The organism is Diplocloster modestus (assembly GCF_019042245.1).
GTDB lineage: Bacteria > Bacillota > Clostridia > Lachnospirales > Lachnospiraceae > Diplocloster > Diplocloster modestus.
On record NZ_JAHQCX010000001.1, the window covers coordinates 238275 to 260685 of the forward strand.

General features: G+C 34.2%; 13 protein-coding genes. 10 read left to right on the forward strand and 3 right to left on the reverse strand.

Features of this window, described 5'->3' with window-relative positions:
- Positions 1–10 precede the first annotated feature (10 nt).
- From KTH90_RS01210 to KTH90_RS01245, 8 genes are all read left to right on the forward strand, one after another.
- The gene (locus KTH90_RS01210) at positions 11–3289 is read left to right on the forward strand and encodes a glycosyltransferase (protein ID WP_238726124.1); all 3279 of its coding nucleotides are present in this window, start codon (positions 11–13) and stop codon (positions 3287–3289) included.
- A gap of 89 nt (positions 3290–3378) precedes the next feature.
- Positions 3379–4380: a GHMP family kinase ATP-binding protein gene (locus KTH90_RS01215; RefSeq protein ID WP_158351694.1), complete on the forward strand. Its 1002-nt coding sequence runs from the start codon at positions 3379–3381 to the stop codon at positions 4378–4380.
- 35 nt (positions 4381–4415) lie between these two features.
- On the forward strand, positions 4416–5705 hold the full coding sequence (gmhB, locus tag KTH90_RS01220; protein ID WP_158351696.1) for a D-glycero-beta-D-manno-heptose 1,7-bisphosphate 7-phosphatase: 1290 nt from the start codon (positions 4416–4418) through the stop codon (positions 5703–5705).
- Between the two features lie 18 nt (positions 5706–5723).
- The gene (locus KTH90_RS01225) at positions 5724–6593 is read left to right on the forward strand and encodes an NAD-dependent epimerase/dehydratase family protein (protein WP_238726125.1); all 870 of its coding nucleotides are present in this window, start codon (positions 5724–5726) and stop codon (positions 6591–6593) included.
- Positions 6590–7606, forward strand: coding sequence for a GDP-mannose 4,6-dehydratase (locus KTH90_RS01230; protein WP_158351700.1), 1017 nt, complete (start codon positions 6590–6592; stop codon positions 7604–7606). The genes KTH90_RS01225 and KTH90_RS01230 overlap by 4 nt, the downstream gene beginning before the upstream one ends.
- A gap of 106 nt (positions 7607–7712) precedes the next feature.
- Positions 7713–8279, forward strand: a complete 567-nt coding sequence (locus KTH90_RS01235; RefSeq protein WP_238726126.1) for a hypothetical protein — start codon at positions 7713–7715, stop codon at positions 8277–8279.
- Positions 8280–8294: 15 nt separating this feature from the next.
- Entirely contained in the window at positions 8295–8933 is a 639-nt protein-coding gene (locus KTH90_RS01240; RefSeq protein WP_238726127.1) for a D-sedoheptulose-7-phosphate isomerase, read from the forward strand.
- Positions 8934–8951: 18 nt separating this feature from the next.
- Positions 8952–11072, forward strand: a complete 2121-nt coding sequence (locus KTH90_RS01245; protein ID WP_238726128.1) for a hypothetical protein — start codon at positions 8952–8954, stop codon at positions 11070–11072.
- A 133-nt stretch (positions 11073–11205) separates the two neighbouring features.
- On the opposite strand, the gene KTH90_RS01250 is transcribed toward KTH90_RS01245, so the two are convergent.
- The 3 genes from KTH90_RS01250 to KTH90_RS01260 form a co-directional block, all read right to left on the reverse strand.
- Positions 11206–11808, reverse strand: a complete 603-nt coding sequence (locus KTH90_RS01250) for a hypothetical protein (RefSeq protein WP_238726129.1) — start codon at positions 11806–11808, stop codon at positions 11206–11208.
- A gap of 21 nt (positions 11809–11829) precedes the next feature.
- Complete coding sequence (locus KTH90_RS01255; protein ID WP_158351709.1) at positions 11830–15297, reverse strand: GBS Bsp-like repeat-containing protein; 3468 nt, start codon at positions 15295–15297, stop codon at positions 11830–11832.
- 340 nt (positions 15298–15637) lie between these two features.
- A complete protein-coding gene (locus tag KTH90_RS01260; RefSeq protein WP_158351711.1) occupies positions 15638–17056 on the reverse strand; it encodes an MBOAT family O-acyltransferase in 1419 nt (472 codons plus the stop codon).
- 384 nt (positions 17057–17440) lie between these two features.
- Here KTH90_RS01260 and KTH90_RS01265 point away from each other — a divergent pair, with 384 nt between their 5' ends.
- Both KTH90_RS01265 and KTH90_RS01270 read left to right on the forward strand, forming a co-directional pair.
- A complete protein-coding gene (locus tag KTH90_RS01265; RefSeq protein WP_238726130.1) occupies positions 17441–20917 on the forward strand; it encodes a GBS Bsp-like repeat-containing protein in 3477 nt (1158 codons plus the stop codon).
- A 20-nt stretch (positions 20918–20937) separates the two neighbouring features.
- A complete protein-coding gene (locus KTH90_RS01270) occupies positions 20938–22395 on the forward strand; it encodes an alginate O-acetyltransferase AlgX-related protein (RefSeq protein ID WP_238726131.1) in 1458 nt (485 codons plus the stop codon).
- Positions 22396–22411: the final 16 nt, after the last annotated feature.

Below are 22411 nucleotides of genomic sequence, written 5' to 3' on the forward strand. Positions count from 1 at the left end.
GGAGGTTATCATGAGAAAAACATTGTTTATAAAATATAATAAAACAAGAAGAAAAAAGTTTCAGATAAGTACGGCTATATGTCAGGATGAAAATGGTTTTGTAGTAGAAAAAAGGCCTCTAAATCAGGAAGCATATAAACATATTAATGAATTACAATCAAATTTTGAAATTTTAGAACCTGTTTATACTAAAATTAAATTCTTAAAACCTCAAATAAATAATAATGTAGCTTCTTTCAATTATGTAAGTGGTAAAACATTGGAACAAGAATTACAGGTACATCTAGATGATTTAGAGAGTTTAATTGCGGAAATTAAAAGAAAAATAGATGACATTTTTCAGATTTCGTCAAGTTATATTACTGATTTTTATGTTAGTGAAGAGTATGTGAATATGTTTGGCACTAATTACAACTATAACGGTAAAGCTGTTACAGTAGCAAATATAGACATGTTATTTGATAATATTATAGAAATAAAGGGAGATAGCTACTGTTTGGATTATGAATGGGTCTTCAAGTTCCCCGTGCCCATTGATTTTTTGGTATATAGATGTTTAACTTATTTTTATAATAGATATAGTTATAAAATTAAAAAATATTGTACGAGAGAACAATTTTTAAATAAATTTGAAATCTATACCGTGGATTTTTTTGATAGTATGGAAACAAATTTCCAAAAATATGTACATGGAAATAATTTGGAATGGATTTATACAAGTAATTATATTAAAGAAACAGAAACTTTAGATGAGTTGACCAGTTATGAGGAAGAGGCTTTAAGATCTAGAAGTCGTATTATTCAACTGCAGAATGAAGAAGAAGAAAGAAATGAACATCTTCATAAGTTGGATGAAGAAATAGAAGTTTTAAGATCAGAAGTTAAGAATTGTTATAATCAATTAGATATAGCCCATAAAGAGCAGGCATCATCCGCTATATATACGAATGAATTACACCAAAAGATTAAAAGTATGGAAAAAGAACAAAAAGAACAACTTAAAAAGATTAGAGAGATTAAGGAGCAAGAGATTGAAAAAAGAGATAATGATATCGCTTTTTTAAACGATTTGGTTCATAGCAAAGAGCGGATAATCGATGATCAAACATTACTAATACAAAATAAAGATAGATATATTTGTGATTTAGAATTATATACACAAAAAATACAGAACAGTTTATTTTATAAAATAGCCAAGTTACCTAAAAAAGTTTTATCCAAGATATTTCCTAGAGATTCTAGGCGTAGAAAGATTTTGGGATATTGTAAACATGCGCTAATTCATCCTATCAATTTTATAAACGCCAGTAGCGATTCTAAAAATAGAATATTAGGTGATATTTTAATAGGCAGGGGCTATTTAGAAAAAGGCAAAGCGATTTTCAAGTATGAAGAAAATCCGCTGGTATCCATAATCATTCCCGTATATAATCAGGTGACATATACGTATAACTGCTTACACTCAATTATTGAAAATACAAGAGACGTAACTTATGAAGTTATTATAGCAGATGATGTTTCATCAGATGCTACGAAACATCTTAAAAAGTTAACGGAAAATATTACTATAATTCGAAATAATAGAAATCTGGGGTTTTTAAAAAATTGTAATAATGCAGCTGAAAAAGCTAGAGGGAAATATATTCTTTTTTTAAACAATGATACACAGGTTAATGATAATTGGCTGAGTTCTCTTAAAAACTTAATAGAATCAGACCCTAAGATTGGTATGGTAGGATCCAAATTAGTATATCCGGATGGAAGACTTCAAGAGGCAGGAGGGATCATTTGGTCTGATGGCAGTGGATGGAATTATGGGCGCATGGATGATCCGAATAAGCCGGAATACTGTTATGTAAAAGATGTGGACTATATATCCGGAGCTTCAATAATGATTAAAAAAGATTTATGGCAGCAGATTGGTGGTTTTGATGAGAGGTATGCTCCGGCTTATTGTGAAGATTCTGATCTGGCTTTTCAGGTGCGTGATTTGGGGTATCGTGTAGTATTTCAGCCTTTATCTATAGTTACTCATTACGAAGGAATATCAAATGGAACAGATGTGTCCCAAGGGATCAAACAATATCAGGTTGAGAACAGCGTAAAATTTAGAAATAAATGGAAGAAAGAATTAGAAGGACAGCCAGAAGGACCGGATTCATTATTCTATGCAAGAGATAGAAGTAATCATAAAAAAACGATATTAGTGATCGATCATTATGTTCCGATGTATGATCGGGACGCTGGCTCCAGGACAACATACCAATATATTAAAATGTTTCTTCAAAAAGGATTCAACGTAAAATTTATAGGAGATAATTATTATCCAATGCAACCATATACTTCACAGCTGGAGCAATTGGGTGTCGAAGTGCTTTATGGTACATGGTACGCGCAGAATATTTTTGAATGGATAGGAAATAACAAAGAATTTATAGATTTCGCATATGTAACAAGACCGCATATAGTGATTAAGTATATTGACTTTTTAAGAGATCAGACAAATATTAAAATAATGTATTATGGATGTGATTTGGCAGCATTACGTTTGCGAAGGGAATATGAATTAACTAATCAAGAGGAGATCAGAGAAGAGGCAGAAAGCTGGGAAGAGAAAGAATTTTACATCATGAAAAAGGCTGATGTTTCCTATTATCCATCTTATGTGGAAGTTGACTATATTAAAGGAATTGATCCATCTATTCATGTTAAGCCGTTTAATATTTTCGCTTATGATGAATTTAAAAAAGATTTGACCTTGAATTTTAAAGATAGAAAAGGGTTAATGTTTGTTGGTGGATTTGCACATGGACCTAATATTGATGCAGCGATATGGTTTGTAACACAGGTGTATCCATTAATTAGAGAAAAAGAGAAAATACCTTTTTATATCGTAGGTTCTAATCCAACGGATGAAGTAAAGGCATTAGCTAATGATGATGTAATTGTTACAGGATTTGTATCAGACGAAGAGCTTGATCGGATTTATTCAAATTGTAAAATGGCCGTAGTTCCTTTACGCTATGGAGCTGGGGTCAAGGGAAAAGTTATTGAAGCTTTGTATAATGGTATGCCTTTGGTAACTACATCCATTGGAGCGGAAGGTATTGTTGGGGCATCTAAAGTAATGGAAATTGTAGATGGGGAGCGGGAATTTGCACAGTCAATTTTAAGATTGTATCATCGAAATGATTTACTGGAGAAAATGTCGGTTAACACGCAAGATTTTGTGAAAAAGTACTTTAGTATGGACGCAGTATGGGAAAGTGTTGGAGAAGATTTTAGGTAGTGTTTTTATAGGCGTCTTGCAGCTCATAAATATCTGTGTTATATTGTTCATGTGATTTTTATACTTGTATAAGAAGGGATAATTTAATTATGATTATAACAAAAACGCCGTTTAGAATGTCATTTTTTGGTGGAGGTACTGATTTCCCGGAGTTTTACCAAAAAAATGGTGGCTCTGTTATTTCAACAACTTTTGACAAATATTGTTATGTAACAGTTCGACATTTACCTAGGTTTTTTGAGTATAAAACACACCTCACATATTCAAGGATGGAGTATGTAAATTCATATGAAGAAATTGAACATCCAGCAATACGGGAGGCCATGAAATATTTAGATATGCATGAGATCCGCCTTACGTACGAATCGGATCTTCCGGCACGCTCCGGTTTAGGGACAAGCAGTTCATTTGCTGTAGGTATGTTGAATTCGTTTTATGCTTTAAAAGGAAAATATGCGGATAAGCGAAAGCTGGCTGATGATGCTATATACTTGGAGAGAGTCTTGTGTGATGAGGCAGGAGGGGTTCAAGATCAGATAGCAGCGTCATTTGGTGGGTTTAATAGGATAAACTTTAATAGTAATGGATACACAGTTAATCCCATAATAATATCGCCAGAACGTAAAAGAAAGCTAAATCAAAATCTGATGTTATTCTTTACTGGATTTTCGAGATTTTCGGCAGACATACAGATTTCTACACAAAAAGCTTTGAAAAGTAAAGAAGAACAGTTATTGGAGATGCTTGATCTAGTTGATAAAGCAGAGCAAGTTTTAACTTCAGATTCCGATTTGGACGAATTTGGGAGAATGTTAGATTATACTTGGAATTTAAAGAGAGGTATTACTGACAGCATCTCTTCTGATTCCATAAACGGAATTTATAAAAAGGCAATGGAAGCGGGTGCATTAGGAGGAAAACTGTTAGGTGCCGGAGGCGGAGGCTTTCTTTTGTTTTATGTGACACCTGAATATAGGAAAAGTGTAAGAACTGCATTAAATGATTTACTCTATGTTCCGTTTCAGTTTGAAAATGAAGGAACAAGGGTGATCTATTATGCCGCTGAGGCATATTCCCCAGAAGAGGATTAAAGTATTAAGGGAATGAATGGGAGAAGGAATCCATTATGAAGATAGTTATCATGGCAGGCGGAAAAGGAACTAGAATAGCAGCATTAAATTCGGAGATACCTAAACCTATGTTCCCGATAAATGGTAAGCCTATTCTTGAATATCAAATTGAGTGTTTACGAGATCAGGGATACGAAGATATTATTCTTATTGTAGGACATTTGGGACATGTGATAAAAGAGTATTTCGGTGATGGTAATCAAGTCTCGCAGTCAACTGGTAAAGCTTTTGGCGTTCATATAGAATATATTGTTGAGGAGGAACCTCTTGGTACTGCGGGAGCTTTATACCTGTTAAAAAATAAATTGACGGAATCTTTCCTATTATTAAACGGAGATGTGATTTTTGACATTGATATAGAGCGCTTTAAACAATATCATATTTCAAAAGGCGGAGATGCTACATTATTGGTTCATCCAAACAATCACCCCTATGATAGCGGTATTGTAGTGGTAGATGAAGAAGGTAGAGTGCTGAAATGGCTCCATAAAGAGGACAAGAGAACTTGGTATAAAAATCTTGTTAATTCCGGCATCCATATGTTGTCTCCAAATGTTTTAGACAAACTTACTCAATTGAAAAAGATTGATTTAGATAGAGAAATCTTAAAACCGATGGTTGAGGAAGAAAAATTGTATGCTTATCACTCAACCGAATATATAAAGGATATGGGGACACCTGAACGGTTAAATATCGTTTCTGCGGATATTAATCAGGGATTGGTTCAAGCTAAGAATTTGTCTAATAAGCAAAAAGCAATATTTATTGACCGTGATGGCACCATCAATAAGTATGTCGGATTTTTACGAAATATTGATGACTTTGAGTTAATCGAAGGTGTAGCAGAAGCAATCCGTATAATTAATCAGAGCGGGTATTTGACTATAGTCATAACGAATCAGCCGGTGATAGCCAGAGGGGAAGTATCTATTCCTCAATTAAATGAAATTCATAATAAAATGGAAACTTTATTGGGAAATGAAGGCGCATATTTAGATGATATATTTTATTGTCCGCACCATCCCGACAGGGGATATGAAGGTGAGATACCGGAATATAAAAAAGTCTGCGATTGCAGGAAGCCAAAACCTGGTCTAATCATAAAGGCAGCAAAGAAATATAATATTGATCTGGAGCAATCATGGATGATTGGTGATGAGGAAACGGATGTTACCGCAGGGATTTTGGCTGGCTGTCATGTTATGCGAATCGGCGAGAAATCGAACCATGCAAAAAGTTATCCGAACTTATTAACATGTGTTACAGAGATATTTTGTGCTAAATAAGAAAGGAGTATGATAAATTTGGGCGATGTTGCTATAGTTGGCAGTGAAGGTTATATTTCTCAATTTATAATTAAAGCATTAAAAAATTGTAATCATGATCAGAACATTATAAAAATAGATAAGATAAAAAGAGAGGACATTTTTTATTTAGATTTAGAAGAACCAGACAAGTTTGATTTTAATATTTTAGATAATATTGAGTATTTGGTTTTTACTGCTGCCATATCTGGACCTGATGCATGTGCAAAAGAATTCGAAAAGTGTTGGAAGATAAATGTTTTAGGAACTAGCTATGTGATACGAGAAGCATTGAAGAGAAAATGCAAGGTTTTGTTTTTTTCCAGTGATGCGGTTTATGGTGATATTCCAGGATGTGTATATAATGAATTATCAAAAACGCAAGCTTTAACACCATATGGAAAAATGAAAAAAGCTGTTGAAGATGATTTTAAAGCTGAACAGAATTTTAAATGTATAAGATTATCCTATGTTGTATCAGCAAAAGACAGATTTATATCTTATTGCTTAGCCTGCATAACTAAACACGAGACTGCTGAGATATTTCATCCCTTTTATCGAAATTGTACGACCATTAGTGATGTAGTTAAAGTAGTGATATGGTTGAGATCTAACTGGGATAAACTGGATTCTTATTGCTTAAATGTAACAGGAAATGAACTGGTGAGTAGAGTTCGGATGGCAGATGAGTTAAATCGGATCTATTGCGATAAACTTAATTATACGATTGTTACTCCCTCGAATGAATTTTACGTAAATAGGCCTGCGATAACTCAAATGGAGAGTCTATATTTATATAATTTAGGTATACTAGAAGAGAGTTCCTTTACAAAAAAAATACAAAAAGAAATGGAGAATGTTATATTATGAGTAAAAAGGCATTGATAACTGGAATAACTGGAATGGTAGGTTCCCATTTGGCTGATTATATCTTGGATAACACGGATTGGGAAATTTACGGTGTTTGTAGATGGAGAAGTCCTATGGATAACGTAGAGCATCTTTTGGACAAGGTAAATAAAAAGGATCGTGTATACTTCGAATATGCTGATTTGAACGATCAAATATCTCTGATTACTGTTATGCAAAAGGTAAAGCCAGACTACATTTTTCATTTGGCAGCTCAAAGTTACCCCAAAACAAGCTTCGATTCACCAATTGATACATTAAATACTAATATTTTAGGCACTTGCCGACTGCTTGAAGCGGTGCGGGCGACCGCTGATTGCGATCCTATCATTCATGTTTGTGCTTCCTCTGAAGTTTTTGGTCGTGTTAAGAAAGAAAAACTTCCAATTAATGAAGAATGTACGTTTCATCCGGCATCTCCTTACGCAATATCTAAGGTAGGAACCGATCTTTTAGGAAGATATTATGCGGAAGCTTATGGTATGACTGTTATGACAACACGTATGTTTACACATACTGGACCAAGAAGAGGGGATGTATTTGCTGAATCCACATTCGCTAAACAAATTGCTATGATCGAAAAAGGTTTAATTCCACCAATTGTGAAGACTGGTAATTTGGAATCCCTTAGAACATATGCAGATGTTAGAGATGCTGTTCGGGCATATTTCCTTTTAGTGACCCAAAATCCGATCGCTGGGGAATATTACAATATTGGCGGAACATATACCTGTATGGTCAGGGATATGCTGGATACGCTTCTATCTTTTTCTCCTATGAAGGATCAGATTACAGTAGAAACGGATCCGGAAAGGTTAAGGCCTATTGATGCAGATTTGCAAGTGCCTGATTGCAGTAAATTTAAAAAGCATACGGGTTGGGAGCCAGAGATTTCATTTGAGACCACAATGTTAGATTTGTTAAATTATTGGAGAGACAGGGTGAATAAAGGTGAAGTGTTCTTGACCAGATAACCTGTTTGGATGTGTTATTTTATAGATAAAATCATCAACTCAATATGTTAAAACATATGCGGTTGATGATTTTATTCTTTGTTTTTTATGGCTGGAGGAGTAATTAATGAGTACTAAAAAAAAAGCTGTAGTTATATTAGGATTAGTTCTAGGATTAATATGTTGTTTTTTTATAGGACAAATATTTATTTTGCCGATAAGAAATTCCAATACTGATACGGATGAAAACAAAGAGTATGATTTAATTTCGCACTACGATGAGGCATCGCTAGAGGGAGAAACAACAAAAGAGGACAATCCTTGGAAAACTAGTGTTGGTAAAATTGAAACTGATGAATATGGTACGGTTATATTTTTAACCCCAGAGACAAGTATCATATTCAATTGCCCGGATAATATTGGATCAAATTTAAAGTTTGACTATCGGATACATCCATGGGTGGACAAAACGCAATCTGATGGAACTAATTTAGAGGTAAATATTTCTGTAAGTGACAATAATAAGGTTGTTCTTAGCAAGGAATTTAGGATAACACCTGAAGAAGAGATGACCTCTGCAGTTCTGGACTTAAAAGAGTTTTCAGGAAAGGCTATTAAAATAAAGTTTTCCTGTGAGGATAATAGTAACCAAAATTCGGACTGGGTTATTCTAAATAAAATTGAGATTTACTAATGGAGGAAAAAAACTATGGAAAGTAAAAGTTATTTGGATGAGTTAATTGTTAGATATCCTGTTTTGGATAGTATTAAAGAAGATATTATTAAAGCATATGAAGTGCTAGAAGAATGTTATGAAAATGGCAATAAATTATTAATTGCTGGAAATGGTGGAAGTGCTTCTGATGCAGAACATATAGTTGGTGAGCTTATGAAAAGTTTTATTAAGCCAAGACACATGGAAGAAGAATTCATATCTAAGTTAATATCGTGTGATGAGCAATATGGAAAAGAGTTAGGGGCAAAGCTGCAAGGCGGGCTTCCGGCTATAGCTTTATCAGTTCATAATTCTTTAAATACGGCTTTCTTAAACGATGTAGATGGACTTTTATGCTATGCACAGGAAGTATGTGGTTATGGCAAAGAAGGGGATGTTTTATTAGGTATATCAACGTCTGGTAATGCAGAAAACATTATATATGCAGCTGTCACAGCAAAAGCAAAAGGAATGAAAGTAATAGGTCTTACTGGAAAAGACGGTGGACGATTACGCGAGAGGTCTGATACTTGCATAATAGTTCCAGAATTTGAAACCTATAAAATTCAGGAACTTCATCTGCCTATTTACCATACCCTGTGTCTAATGTTAGAAGAAAGATTTTTTCAGTAATTGTAAGGAGACTTTTGAATGATTAGAATTCGAAAATTAGTATTGGCTATATTAACATCCGTACTGTTGGCCTGTGTTGGATGTAGCTTAAGTAATAAAACAGAAACACAGGATTATAAAAATTTGGACTATGTTAAATCTGCCCATTATTTTGCTGATGAATGGCCAGTTAATTTTTGGAATGCAGAGTTACTAAATATTGACGATGATTTTAAACAGATTCAGAGTGATGGTTTTAATAGTATTGTATTAGTTATACCCTGGAGAGAGTTTCAACCCGATATAAATCCAATACAATATAACGAACGAGTTTTTGAAGTTTTAGACGAGCTATTCACAAAAGCTTCTGAGCACGATTTGGGTGTCATATTAAGGGTAGGCTATACTTGGGACTTTTATAATGATGCTGATGACGATGTTACACAGCGGTATTATAAACTCATGTATGATCAACAAACCAAAAAGGCTTGGCTTGATTATTCTGAAACGATTTATCAGTTTGCTAATAAATATAATAACTTTATTGGAGGCTTTTTGTGCTGGGAAGACTTCTGGAAAAATATCTATACAGCTAAAGATGCCTTAAATACTGGTAATGGTATAAAAATGGCAATGGAATCAGGATATCAGGAGTACTTAAGTACGCATTATGATTTAAAAGATATAAATGAAGCTTATAAAGAATCCTTTGATGGTTTTGATAAAGTTTATGTTCCAGATGAAAAAAGTCCAGCTTTTAAATATTTTTATGAGTTTTATGATTATTTCCTAAACAGTTTATTAGAGGAAACGCAAGAGGTATTTCCTAATCTTTCTATGGAAGTACGCGTAGATGCTGATATCGTTTATAATGAACAGGGAAAGCCCGAGATATATACTCATGAGGCAACATACATGTGCGGGAATAGTGATTTTACAACTACAATGTATGGGATTCCTATGGGTTTTGAGAATAAGGGAGAAGAGATTTCCGGGAAAGAAGCTCTTAAAATGACAGATTATATTCTCGGGAATATTAATTCAGTTACATTGAATAAAAAATTATATATAGATCAGTTTATATTTTCCGATAATACACCTAAATTTTCATATAATACAAGACTAAAAAAAGATGAGATAGATAATTACCTAAGTGGCTTAGATGATATTCTGGTTAATGATTCATGGGGATATGGTATTTGGACATACCGTGATTACCTATCAAATATGCTATATAATCCGCAGTTTGGATTAGATGATGAAGGATGGAGCGTCGATGGAAGTAGTAATATTATAGAGGATGGAAAGACTGGACGCTGTATTGAACTTAGTGGCGGTACAAAACTTAGCCAAATAGTCCCAAAACTTAGAAATCATTTTTCGGATTTAGACACTATTTATGTTTCTTTAGACGCTGTAGTAGATGAGCCTACAAAACTGGCTATTAGTGTGGGAAATGAGACTAAGGAGGTTATAATTGATAAATCTGGGACATATCAGATAGAGTTTTCGGATAGCGGAATATACGATTTTACTATTAGTACCGAAAAACAAATAATTCTTGATAATATAAGATTATATTCGCAATATCAGGAAGGTTATTTATACAAATCTGATAATTCGGAAAGTGACTATATAGAAGACCTCAGAAAGCTTAATAAACGTATAGATAAGAAAGTGGAAGTGCTGAAAAAAAACAAACCATACTTTAGTTTCATTGATAATATTCGGGAAGCAAATCTAAGTGGGAAAATAGAAAGTAATGATTTTCCATGGCAAACTAATATTGGTATTATAAATGTAGATAATATTGGCTCATGTGTATTTATGACACCCGGGACATCAATTGAATATAATGTACCTCTTGATAACAAAAAGCACTATCTGAAATTTTCTTATGGTTTGCATCCGACAGCACAAAAGTGGAATATATCTGACGGGATGCAGTTCATCGTTAAAGTAAAAGAAGATTCGGAGAATGAATATACTGTTCTTGATACAATTTTAGTAGATCCTAATAAGACGTCATTGGTAGATTATAATGTTAGCTTAAACAAATATAAAGGCAAAAATATTAGTATTGAAATCATTGCAGACAATAAAAATTCTATGAAATCAGAAGGCGATTGGGGGATATTAAGTAATCCTGTTATACAATGATAATATAGTTTGATTAGATGTTAAACTGCCATATAACCTGTGTTAACAGTCATATGGCAGTTCTTTTATCAAAAAGTACTACTAATCCCCCCTGATTCGTCCAAAAATAAGAGAAACAAGGGGGATAACATCTTTATTCTAATTTGTACTGCATTTCGGTTATTAATTTGTTATCATCTACTCCAATAAATTTAACATTTACTTGAATATCACTGGCCTTTTCACCTTTGACAGCCTGGTAATAATATGCCTGCATATATAGCCCTACAGATGCATAGGAAGTTGATTCATCATATTCTTCGCTTTTACATTTAAATATAAATTCGGTCATATCATCATTGTAAGTTATACTTTTGATACTTTTGTAATTAATTGTATCATCGAGAATTGTATTGATATTTGAATCTATTGTTGCTTGGATATTTTGTAAAAAACTATCATAATCATCTTTAGATAATGTAAATAATATGTAACCGTCATCAGTTAATCTAACCGTATCTATTTTTTCTCCATTAGGTTTATATAATGAATCTGTTTCAGTAAATCCTGGTATGACAGCAGCGGGAACTGTGATCTCAATTGTGGGAATCTCTTCTTTATCAATCGCACTCACATTGTCAGGAACTGCTGTTGTATCAACTGTAGGCCCTGGAGTTTTTGAAGCAGAATTACACGAAGTAAATAATAAAACAATCAGTAGGGCACAACTGATAAAATAATAATTTTTCTTCATCATGTAATGTTGATCCTCCAATTATCATTTGATCTTTTCGGTTGAGGTTTTTAGGCATGAACCCACAGCACCTGAAGCATTTTGTGTATATGCATGGAAGTTATACAGACCTCTGGTGCTATTATGATATTGTTTTAATGAAAAAGTAATTTGATATGTTGTCATATTCAATTGTGTAGCCTTATACCAGTGCAAATCGTCCTGTCCTTTAACATCACTCCAAACAGCAATCATCACCCCGGAGTTACCCCGTTTCAGTTTTGTGTTATACAACGTGACTGTAACCAAATCGCTGTTAGTTGGATTTTGTAATATCTCCATAGAGATATTGTTAAAATTAATATTCATAACAGTCGAGGTTACACCAACTAGCTTCTTAACACCTCTCTTATCAGTAGTATAGGCATGAATCTGATACGCACCATTGTCATAACTATGATTAGAGGTATAGATATAAGCAAGATATTCATCACCAGTCTTGAATGCACTGTACCATTTCAAGTCATCCTGTCCGTTAACTTCACTCCATACAGCAACTTGAACATTAGCGATACCGGCAGGGGAACTGATTCCGCTTATTCTGGCGATAAACGAACCGGTATTGTTATCTTTATTCGTGATAGAAACTTTTCCGCCGTCTATACTTGCTACACTAATTTTTCCCGTTTTGAGGCAGCTATAAGGCATGCCGGCTGACGAGCGGCTATACGCATGTATATTATATTGTCCGGTATCATATTTGTGATCACTTATATTAATATTTAATTTGTAAGTTGAATTATTAATTTTGCTTGCAGGGTACCATTTAAGATCATCTTGCCCATTCACAGAACTCCATACTGCAAATAAAACTCCATTTAATCCATTACCAATCTTAGCATTACTTAATGTAGCCGAAATCTGACCCTCATCCTTACTTTTGTCTAACTGTAAGGCTATATTTGAATTATCAATAGACATATCAACTGTAGCAGTTTTTACTAATTGATGTATGCCGCGAGAATCTTTAGCATAAACATGTATATAATATATACCGGTATCATAATTATGATTGCCTGTATCTACTGTAACGGAAGCTTTCCCTAAATTGTAATTAGAATAATACCATTTCAGGTCATCCTGCCCATTAGATTTACTCCAGACAGCTGCCGTTATACTGGACATCATTGCCGGTGATTTTAGTTCAGTAACATTAAAAGAAAATTTGCCGCCTTTACTATCCACACTGGATGTTATTTTGCCACCAGTAATCCCTTCCATATTAATAACAGAACCTGTTATAAAACGTCCCGGACTACCATTTGCAAGTTTTGTGTATGCATGCACATTATAACTGGTACCAATTCCGTCCTTGTGATCCATGACAGAAATATATGTATAATACGTTGAATCATCTGATTTATCAGCATTGTACCATCTTAAATCATCCTGTCCATTTGCGGTATTCCAAACTGCGAATAATATACCACTGTCAGAAGCGCCAAGGCGGGGATTCTGCAATATAGCAGTGATAGTTGCTTGAGACAGATCCTTATCTAAAGTTAAAATACTGTTTTCGGCAGCCAGTTTCATTACAGTTGTCGTGGTGCCTGCAATTTTTTCATAACCACCAACATTTTGATAATAAACATGAATATTGTATATCCCACTGTCAAAATTATGGTTCGCAATATCTATATATGCATTGTATGTACTGCCGTTTTTATAAGCGGAATACCATTTAAGATCATCCTGGCCATTAATATTACTCCATACAGCAACACGAACCTGTTTAATACCCCCAGGTGCTGCCAGGTTTTTAATTATTACATTAAAAAGGCCAGCCGTTTCATTTTTGTTTAGAATACTGATATTTCCATTATTCCAGGCATCTACGGTTGTTGTCGTATAATAAATACCTTCGTATGCGGTTCCATACCTTGCATACACATGTATATTGTAAATACCACTATCATAATTATGATCTCTTAAGTCTATGGATACCCGCCATGAATCATCGTACCATTTGGAAGCTGATAAATAGGTTAAATCATCCTGCCCATTTACTTCACTCCATACAGGTACGGTTACGGCACTAACGCTGGAACTCAAACCAGAGATTTTTACATCTATTAAATTATCGAGATAATCGAAGGTGACCGAAACTTTTGGTTTGCCATATTCATAACCTGGGCTTCCATAGGATAATGTTGCCATAGGATATTTGTTCATAAATTCACTGGTTGAATAATCATAATCTCTTGAATGACCAGGGAAATCTGCCATATTCTTTAGAAAGTATTCATAACTATAGAAAGGTAAGTTCACACACTCATCCCAAGTCGCATCCAAATTATAATACAGACCGTTAATGGCGGCGATATTCCATGCATGAGCACCACCAGCATCCCCGGGGATAATTCTGGTAGAAACCCCCAAATGCTTTAGCAGTCGGTGTACAGCTAATACATACCCTTGACAAACTGCATTATTTTCCACTAATGCATTATAAGCAGAATGTTTTTGCAATGTATCATCATAGGTAACATGTTTGATAATATAGTCATATACTGCTTTGATCTTTTCATATTCAGAGCCGTTCCATATATTTAATTCATTTAATATAGAATTAATTTTAAGGTTAACTTGCTCCTCTTGAGCAGCTGTAGACCAATATACTACAGATATATTATAAGTATATTTGTCGTAATAAGAATAGCCAGTTGCATTTGAGTAATAGTAACTAAACATTAAATAATCGCCTTCGTCAGGGGCGCAGCCGGGTAACTCCTGCATAGCTCCATGCATAGCATCTAGAAATGTGGTTTTCCAACTTTTTCTTGTATCATATAGAGTAAAAGATAAATTTGTCTGACGGCATCTGGTTTGATACTTTATATAGGAGATGGCATCATCAATTATATAAAAAGTATTTGAGTCACTGTAAGTCTGAGCTAAGCGATTAACAGTAGTTTGGTTTTCTGAAGATTCAAATTGATTTTGATCAAGAAGTTCTTTATAATACGGATTTATATCATAATCTTGATATGAAGTTACTTCTTCCATATCAGATGCTTGCTCAGAGTTTTCGGTAGTTTGATCATTAGAAAGCTGATTTTTAATGATATCTTCTTCTTTTTCAGATTCTGTATTACCAGAAAGGTCTTTGCCTTCATCCGCGTCAGGTTCCGGTGTGTTTTGTGTGGCCGAGTCCTCGGGATGAGGAGTGGGACTGCTGTCAGGACGTTCGGTATCCGATGGTTCGGGGGCCACAGGTATATCAATGCCTGGTGATACAGATGGTATAACAGATGGTGAAGGTGAATTTGTTGGTGCTGGTGTAGCAGACTGCAATACATCTGGTTGTATTGTAGGTAGTGGAGTTGGTTCGGACTCTGTTGTGACATTAGTTGAGGTTCCGTTGTTTGTTACGCCCAGATCCATAGCATATACTGGCATGGACATAATTATAGATAATGTTAGCGCTAAAAGGACCTTACAGGTATGTTTCATTTTTTATCCCCCTTATTTGTGTATAAAATTTAAATCCATACTCATTATCAATATGAGATTATTACTATTATACTTTATTTTATATAAATTTCCAATATGATAAAAAAATATAAACAATTATTATACAAATAGTTTGATAATATTTGTATTGAAAAATGGGTGAACTGTGCAATTTGTACAGAAGAGCCATTTGAACACGAAAGGAATGGTTGAAATGTACAATATCTTGCCTGCTGGTGTAATACTGTAGTTTGTTAAATAGGTATTAAAAAAGAGTCAGATATAAAAATTCTGACTCTTTATAATAAGATTATTCTTAGCTATAATTATGTGATATTTTTTAAAATCTAAAGTAAATAAACGGATTATAAGCTCCACTAGCAATAGAGGAAAAACTCAATATCATAAGTATAGTAAGACAAGCTATTTTAAAACAGGCTATGATGTGTATATTCTTTGTATGTTTATATTTATTTTCTAAATTATCCAAAATTTTTGTAGGATAGCCAGAGGATATGATAACCCCTATAATAATAACTATTAACAATAAAGGAGTAATATATTGTGAAAGGTTATAACCTGATAATTTTGCACCGCTTCCAAACATAATGGTTAACATCTGCGTAGCACTAGACAACGTTTCAGCACGGAAAAAAACCCAACCTATCATGACGATTAACAATGTATATACATGCTGTAGAGGCTTCCATAATTTGTTTACAAAATTACCTAAACCAATTCGTTCCAAAACTAAGAATAATCCGTGAATCAAGCCCCATATTACGAAATTCCAACTTGACCCATGCCATAACCCACATAGGAAGAAGACAATTAACTGATTTAGATAAATTCGCCAGGTAGCACAGCGGCTTCCGCCCAAAGGTATATATAGGTAATCTCTAAACCACGTAGATAATGAAATATGCCATTTTCTCCAGAAATCCCTGATTGATGTAGCATTGTAAGGGTAATTAAAATTCTCTAAAAATTCGAAACCAAACATACGTCCTAAACCAATTGCCATATCAGAATATGCTGAAAAATCAAAATAGATTTGCAATGTATAACATATTATAACTAACCAAGAAATACCAGTGGTCCAATAGTCCATGGAAACGATAAATAAATTATCAACTAATTCTCCTACAACATTAGAAATTAATACTTTTTTAGATAAACCAATTAAAAATCGTTGTATACCGGACGCCATTTGTCGATAGTTAACGGATCGATTCCGAATCTGATTGTCTATATCTTTATACCGGACAATGGGTCCTGCTATTAATTGAGGGAAGAATGAGATATATAAAGCTAATGAAAAATAATTTTTTTGAACATTTCCATCTTTACGATAAACATCTATTACATACGACATAGCTTGGAACGTAAAAAATGAAATACCAATAGGAAGTGGGATCTGGGGATCGGGCAAATTGGTTGATAGAAGCGTATTTAGATTAATAATTATAAATGAACTATACTTAAAGATTATTAAAATACCTAAATTTGCTATTACAGAAAGAATAAGAACAGTCTTTTGCAATACTGGCCGAGTTGATTTATCAACAAGAAGGCCAAACATATAATTTATAGTAATAGAAAAGATCATTAATATAACAGCATATGGTTCACCCCAAGCATAAAATATTAAGCTTACAGCCAACAATATTAAATTCCGTAACTTTTCTTGGGAGAAATAGTAAAGTAGTATAGTAAATGGTAAAAAAGCGAAAAGGAATATAGGAGTACTAAAAACCATAGTGTCACCTCACTGGTTATGTTAATAATCTGAATTTTAACAATAAATATAGAAACTCTCTTTCGATTATACAAGTATTCTATAAATTGTCAAGAAAAAGGTAATAGGGCAAAGAGGCAGTAAATATTAGGTTTAAATCTTATTAATATCAGAATTAACAGATTCAAGTAATTATATTTAATATAATTTGAGATTGTTTATTAATGAATATTTTGGTATTTGAACATTGAAGTGTAATATGTTAATATTTTAAAATAGCCGGAATCTGGATATCTGGTATTTCGGACTTTAAAATATAATTGTATTATGTTATCATTGAAAACAATTAATAAGGAAACTGTAGATAATAAGTTTGTTAATTCAAAGGGAAAATGAGGTATAGAGATGTTAAAGAATGGGCATAAAAGAATATTTAAAACAAGCTTTATGAAGAGACTGATTTGTTTTACACTTACAGCTTATTTGATTTTTGGAGACAGTGGTTTTCTTACTACAGTCTTTGCTCTAGAAAGTTCTGAAAATAGTATAGATATAAAAACGGAAGGACAAAATATTCTGTCAAAAGTGCCCACAGATATTAGCGATGTGCCGGAGGTCCCAACTAAGTCACCTGTCGAATCAGAAACACCGAAAGTGACAGAAACGCCAGAAGTGACAGAGACGCCGAAAGTGACAGAAACACCAGAAGTGACAGAGACGCCGAAAGTGACAGAAACACCGGAAGTGACAGAGACGCCAAAAGCGCCGGAGACAGATAAACCGGCATCAGACGATAAATCTGAAGTTATGGAAAAATCAATTGCAGATATAGAAGTTCTTGATAATAAGGGTAATTCCCTGATCAGTTTTAATAGAGATGTGCTAACTTACGAAATCTCAATTCCATCGTCTACCTTGAATATAAATATTGAATATGTTATCCAAGAGGGAATAAATCAAACTGTACATAATATTGTAGCCGATAATCTGCAGATGGGAAAAAATGAAATAATAATATACGAAGATGATAATATCGGTACATATAAACTGATTATAAATATTTATGATGAGTCATCTGATGAAAATACATTAGATAAGAATACTGAAGATATTCTTGCAAGTACGGATTATCTGAATAATGTTCAACCGATTGAGATTAAAGATAAAGATGATCATAATGGTACCTTTAAGATTCAATATCGTATAAATGATAAAACAGAAAAACTGTCACAATTAAAAGCAGCGGTCTGGAGTGAGGCCAATGGCCAGGATGATTTGAAATGGTATACGTTAACGAATGAGGGAGATGTTTGGGAAACCTATGTGGACAGTGCCGATCATGGATATGATCAAGGTAATTATTTTATACATCTTTATGTAGTTGACAATGAAGGGGTTTCCACGTGTATTAATACGACATCAGTAGATGTTTTGCGAGACGACAATGAGCTATCTTTATCTGTATGGGCAAATGATAAACAAAGTCATATAGCTGCCCGTTTGGAAAGTCGATTTTTTGACAAAGATATTGAAGAGGTGGAATTCGCGGTATGGAGTGATGTGAATGGTCAGGATGATTTGAAATGGTATAATGCGGTCCAAAAATCAGAAAATGATTGGGAAGCTGTCTTTGCTGTTGCTGATCACAAAAGTAGTATTGGAAATTATCAGGTCCACGCGTATACAAAGAATAAGTCCGGTGAGATGAAGTGTGTTTCAACTGGAAAAGTTACGATATCTGGAATTACATCAAGCGGTATTAAAATTACAGATCAAAATGATAAAAATGGAACGTTCCGAGTTGAAGTCGGTAATATAACTTCACCAGCAGATTTAACTAGTGTTCGAGTGGCGGTTTGGAGCGAGATTAACGGCCAGGATGATCTGAAATGGTATAATTTGAAAAAAAATGACTCAGGTTGGTTTGCTGATATTGATTCGGGGAATCATGGATATGATCAAGGAAATTACCAGGTACATTTATATGCTGAAGATAGTAGGAACATAAATGTATGCCTTGATACTAAAACAGTCACCATTCACTCAGAAAATTCATCTGTGAATATGACGGTTTGGACAAATGATACTCAGAGTCATATTGCGGCCAGACTGCAAAATGCTTTTTTTGATAGAGATATCGTAAATGTGAAATTTGCAGTATGGAGTGAGGTAAATGGACAAGATGATTTAAAATGGTATGATGCGACGAAAGCATCAAACTCGTCTTGGGAAGCAGTGTTTGCAGTTGCAGATCATAAAGGGAGTGTTGGTAAATATCAAATTCATGCTTACACAGTAAGTAAAAGTGGCATAATGAAATGTATTCAAACAGGAAATATAGTTATTAATGGATTGTCGGGAGGGAGTATTAGAATTGCGGAACAGGATAATGTGAAGGGGACCTTTAGAGTTTGGGCAGACAATATTAAATCTCCTTCTAAGATTATCAGTGCAACAGTCGCAGTTTGGAGTGAAGTAAATGGACAAGATGATTTGAGATGGTATTCTATGAAGAAATCTGGGGATTCTTGGTATGTAGATATTGACTCTGGTAATCATGGATTTGATAAAGGGAATTATCAAGTTCATTTATATGCTAATGACAGCAGAAATGTATCACAGTGCTTAGACACAAAAACTGTTAAGGTTTCTTCTTCAACAGATAATTTGAAGATGAAAGTATGGACCGATGATTCTCAAGCATACATTGCTGCTAGAATAGAGAACGCGAGATTTGACCGGAATATTACAGATGTACAGTTTGCAGTATGGAGTGAGGTAAATGGACAAGATGATTTAAAGTGGTATTCCGGCAAAAAAGTGAATGATTCTACATGGGAAGGTGTTTTTGCGGTAGCGGCCCATTTGGGGAGTACTGGAGTATACCAAGTCCATGCTTATACAGTCGATAAAAAAGGTATGAAACAATGTATATCAACGTCGAGTGTTTATATAGGTGGAATCTATGCTACCTCTGCCCGGGAGATCGAAAACGATAGTTATAAAGGACAAGCAAAATTAGCATTAGGGGGACTGACATCTCCTGCGCGTATAACGAATGTCAGTGCAGCAGTATGGAGTGAAAACAATGGACAGGATGATTTGAGATGGTATTCACCTACACTTATAAATGGTGAATGGATAGTAATGGTCGATGCATATTATCATGGGTATGTAAAAGGAAATTATAAAGTACATTATTATGCTACAGATGAGAGAGGAGTTACTCAATTGGTAGCAGATATGACAGTAGGTATTAGTGTATCACAGGATTATCTGAATGCGAATGCGCTTTGGGGAATCGATGTCTCTAGGCATCAAAAGGAAATAAATTGGGGCGCAGTCAGAAGCAGTGGTGTTGATTTTGCCATGATAAGGAGTGGTTACGGTAAAGATAGCGGCCAGGAGGATCCATATTTCCGTCAAAATATTATGCAAGCTAGAGCCAATGGAATTAGAGTTGGGGTCTATCACTACAGCTATGCAGATTCTGTTGAAAGAGCGCGTGCTGAAGCAGAATACTGTCTATCTATTATAAGACCATATGGGGGACTGGATTTTCCGGTGGCTTTTGATTTTGAAGAGAGTAGCAGAAAGAAAAAGGAATTGAGGGATGAAAATACAGACATTGTCATAGCATTTTGTACTGTTTTACGTAATGCGGGATATAAAACCTCATTATACTCTGGAGCTAATATGTTAAATAATTATATAGACTGCAATCGTGTAAGAGATAATGGTATTGACTTATGGGTAGCTCATTATGGAGTATCTGAACCGAGAATAAATTATCCTTATGAAATGTGGCAATACACAAGCAGTGGAAAGATTGCCGGTATAGACGGCAATGTTGATCTGAATTATTCTTATAAAAAATATTAATATAAAAGGATGGGCTTGATATGAAAAAAGGCAAAGTAAATATATATTTGCTATTATTTGGAATATTTACAATAATGCTGGCTCTGCCAACAATATTGGGCCCCATAGTTCACAGTGGGTTTGATAGTGAATTAGAGAAAAGAAAAATAAGTTCGAAGCCGGATTATTCCCTGTCGAATATTTCTAATTGGAGTAAGGAAACAGAAGCTTATTATAATGACAGATTTGCATTTAGAGATAAAATGATTACCCTTAATACCGAAGTGAAAGCGGGAATATTGAAAACTTCATCGAGCGATTTGGTTGTTTACGGAAAGGATGGGTGGCTTTTTTACACAGGAGATAATAATTTTCAGATTGCTAGAGGGTTATACCCTATGGATAGTGATATGATGATTAAAGTGAAAAATAACCAAACTGTATTAAAAGAATATTTTGCTAAGAAAGGTATGAAATATTATTTGATCCTGGTTCCGAGTAAAGTCAGTGTATATCCGGAATATCTTCCTGATAATGGTAAAGAGATGACAGATAGAACACCGGTTGATATTTTGGAGGATTACTTAAATGAGTATACCGATATTAATGTAATAAACGTTAAAAAAGCATTGATCGAAGCAAAAGATACAGGAAAACTGTATCATAAAACAGATACTCACTGGACGGAACGAGGAGCATATGTTGCTTATCAGAATATTATAAATGAAACAATAAAAAATAATGATGTAACAATAGCGCCGGCTGAAGTAACATACGAAAAAGGGACCTTTAAAGGAGATTTTTCTGGTTTGTTGGGTAATGACAGTCTGTTAGAACCAGAGATAAAGGATATCTCACAGATATTAGATTGTAAATCAATAGAAATTGCAGATGGATCTGAATATGAAAAATGGGATGCTATAAGAAGCGAAGATGGAGTATCTTATCCAATTAAATTATTTCAAAATGGTAATGTACCTGAAGATAAACTTTTATACTATGGTGATTCCTTTTCTCACAATTTTAATGTACCGGAATTATTTAGTCAAAATTATTCAGAGATGATGTTTGTGAGGTCGGATGCTATCAAGGATGACATGATAGAAGCATTTCGGCCGGATGTTGTTTATCTTCAGCGAACTGAGAGATTTATAGATCAACTAGCAAATGATTTAGATCCCCTTATCATCAGCAGTTTTGTTGAAGGGGCATCGGGGGCTTTGAATGTAGAAAATAGAAATGATAAAGTGATTGTCTCAGCAAAAAATATAGGTGATTCATCCTGGGAACGCAAATATTATTATAAGTTGGCTTTTTTTAGGGATGGTGTAGACACTGGCAAAAGACTGGAGATTCCGGACACAAAATTTGTTAATCCAGGAGAAGAAATTCAGTTTGATGTTACTGATATAGTCGATCAAGAGGGAAACACAGGAATGACCGTCCAAATGATCGTGGAGACAATAGGGGGGATTAGTGAGCCCGTTGAATTAAATTAATTCTTTATATAAATTT